The following is a 1926-nucleotide window of genomic DNA, read 5'->3' as shown; positions in this document are numbered from 1 at the left end:
GTAAGCGTTCAGGTGGGATGGGCGGTTGAAGAAGGAGCAGGCCAGCAGCCGACGGGAGGCTCGTCGCTCGCTGACGCGGCGTGGGGCATGGGACAGAGCGTGTCGTGGCCGAGGTCGACCCCAAGGATGCGCGCATCGCGGAGCTCGAGCGTCAAGTCGAGGAGCTGACTCGACTGGTGCAGCAGCTGCGGGAGCAGTTGCGGCGCAACTCGGGCAACTCGAACCGGCCACCGTCGAGCGATACGCCGGGGCAGAAGGCCGAGCGGCGCAAGCAGAGCGGGAGTGGGAAGAAGCGCGGGGGGCAGCCGGGACACAAAGGCCTGACACGCGCGCTGGTTGCCGAGGAGAAGGTGAGTGAGTTCAAGCACCTCTTCCCGTCCGCGTGTGAGAATTGCTGGGCTCCCCTCTCGCCCGAAGGTGGCACGCGGGTGCGGCGCTACCAATCCGTGGAGTTGCCGCCGCTCAAGGCCCACGTCACGCAGTGGGTGCGCCATGGCATGGAGTGCCCCAGGTGCCAGCATGAGACGTGGGCGAGCACCGCGCCGATTCCGACGTCGCCCTTCGGCCCGCGGCTATCGGCCGTCGTTGGCCTTTTGACGGGCGTCTACCACCTGAGTCGGCGCTCGACGGTGAGGCTTGTGGGGGATGTGCTGGGCATCGACATTTCCCTGGGGGCGGTGAGCGCCGTCGAGGCGCGCGTCAGCGAGGCCGTGAAGCCCGCGGTGGACGAGGCCTGGGCCCAGGTGTTGTCGGCGCCGGTGAAGCACACGGACGGCACCCAGTGGCTTGAGGGGGGCCTGGCGCGCGCGCTGTGGACCATCGCCTCGTCAATGGCCACCGTCTTCAAGATTCTGACGGACGGCAAGTCGCAGACGCTCGCATCGCTCTTCGGCTTGAAGCTCGGCGTCCTCGTGAGCGACCGCGCCACCGCGCTGAATTTCTGGGCCATGGAAGCGCGGCAGGTGTGCTGGGCCCACCTCTTGAGGAAGGCCATTTCCTTCTCGGAGCGCGACGGGCCAGCCGGAGCGATTGGGCGCGAGCTCCTCGACTACATCGGCATCCTCTTCGACTACTGGGGACAACTCAGGAGCGGCGAATTGCAGCGGGACGCGCTGCAAGGGCGCATGGCCCCGGTACGCGCCCAGGTGGAAGCCCTGCTTGAGCGCGCGGTGGCCGCGAGGCTGCCGCACGTCTCCGGCTCCTGTGAGGACATCCTCAAGCACCGGGCGGCGCTGTGGACTTTCGTCGACAGGGAGGGAGTCGAGCCCACGAACAACCACGCTGAGCGCGAGCTGCGGGCCTTCGTCCTGTGGCGCAAGCGAAGCTTCGGCACGCAGAGCACCCGGGGGAACCTCTTCGCCGAGCGGGTGATGACGGTGGCGCATACCGCACGCAAGCAGGAAAAGAATGTGCTCGAATTCCTGACGGCCTGCTGCACCACCGCCAAGACGGGGGCGCCCCCGCCCTCGCTCTTCGCAGCGCCCTGAGCGCTACGTGGCCTTCCCGCCCATGGGGAAGTAGCGCGTCGCGTTCCGCTCTCCTGCGCTGCGCACGCGGCCCTCGTGCTTCAACCGCACCATCGGCCGATGAAGCGCCCGAGGCTTTTCCCCGACGTGCGCGGCGATGACCGTCATCGTCTCGCCCGGACACGCCTGCACCGCCTCGAGCAACCGCTTCGCGAGGTTGGCGACGGCACCTGAAGAGCGTCGGACCCTCGTCCCCTGCCGCTGCATCGCCACGGAGGGCGCGGGAGCCAACACCGAGAACGCTCTCTCCACCGCCGCCTTCACCAGGCGTTGCTGCTCCACCAGGTGCTCGTGGAGCAATCGTTCAATTTTCGATTCCAGCGTCGCAGGGGTTTTCGTCCGCATCCGCCACGGGTTGCACACCGCGACGACGGCCTCAACACCAGCCCTGAACGGTTAC

Annotated in this window: 2 protein-coding genes; one reads left to right on the top strand and one right to left on the bottom strand. The window is 67.9% G+C overall.

The window, feature by feature from the left end; all coding sequences use genetic code 11:
- Positions 1–80 precede the first annotated feature (80 nt).
- On the top strand, positions 81–1487 hold the full coding sequence (gene tnpC, locus G4D87_RS37165; protein ID WP_163787503.1) for an IS66 family transposase: 1407 nt from the start codon (positions 81–83) through the stop codon (positions 1485–1487).
- Between the two features lie 3 nt (positions 1488–1490).
- On the opposite strand, the gene G4D87_RS37160 is transcribed toward tnpC, so the two are convergent.
- Positions 1491–1826, bottom strand: coding sequence for a winged helix-turn-helix domain-containing protein (locus G4D87_RS37160; RefSeq protein ID WP_240358925.1), 336 nt, complete (start codon positions 1824–1826; stop codon positions 1491–1493).
- Positions 1827–1926: the final 100 nt, after the last annotated feature.

It is taken from the genome of Myxococcus vastator (assembly GCF_010894475.1).
Classification (GTDB): domain Bacteria; phylum Myxococcota; class Myxococcia; order Myxococcales; family Myxococcaceae; genus Myxococcus; species Myxococcus vastator.
The sequence above is the reverse complement of the archived record's forward strand: the minus strand, read 5'-3'. Positions and strand labels throughout refer to the sequence as shown.